At 62.5% G+C, this 485-nt stretch carries 1 protein-coding gene; it reads left to right on the top strand.

Annotation, left to right across the window (positions count from 1 at the left end; genetic code table 11):
• Positions 1 to 21: 21 nt before the first annotated feature.
• The coding region (locus C5P05_RS00265) for an ATP-binding protein (protein ID WP_232834269.1) at positions 22 to 485 on the top strand (464 nt) is incomplete at its 3' end.

Below are 485 nucleotides of genomic sequence, written 5' to 3'. Positions count from 1 at the left end.
CGCACGCCGGTGAGCAATCTGATGACGGAAACGCAGGTCGCCTTGTCGCGCGCGCGCAGTGCCGACGAGTACCGCAGTATTCTGGAATCAAACGCCGAGGAATACGAACACATGGCGCGGATGATCTCGGACATGTTGCTGCTGGCCAAGGCCGAGAACGGCCTGGTGGTGCCCAGCCGGGAAACGATCGATCTGGCGACGGAGGTGCGGGCGCTGTTCGACTATTACGATGCGGTGGCCGAAGAAAAAGGGCTGCGCCTTGTGCTGGAAGGCGACGGCGAGGTGAGCGCGGACCGGCTCATGTTGCGCCGCGCGCTGGGCAACCTGCTGTCCAACGCTGTGCGGCATTCGACGGCGGGCACCACGGTTCATGTGCGCATCCATGCGAATCCAGACACGGTGTCGATTGGCATGGCAAACACCGGCGACGGCATTGCGCCCGACTATTTGGAGCGGATTTTTGACCGCTTTTTCCGGGTCGATCC

Source organism: Rhodoferax ferrireducens, assembly GCF_003347515.1.
In the GTDB taxonomy this organism is placed as follows: domain Bacteria; phylum Pseudomonadota; class Gammaproteobacteria; order Burkholderiales; family Burkholderiaceae_C; genus Rhodoferax.
The sequence above is the reverse complement of the archived record's forward strand: the minus strand, read 5'-3'. Positions and strand labels throughout refer to the sequence as shown.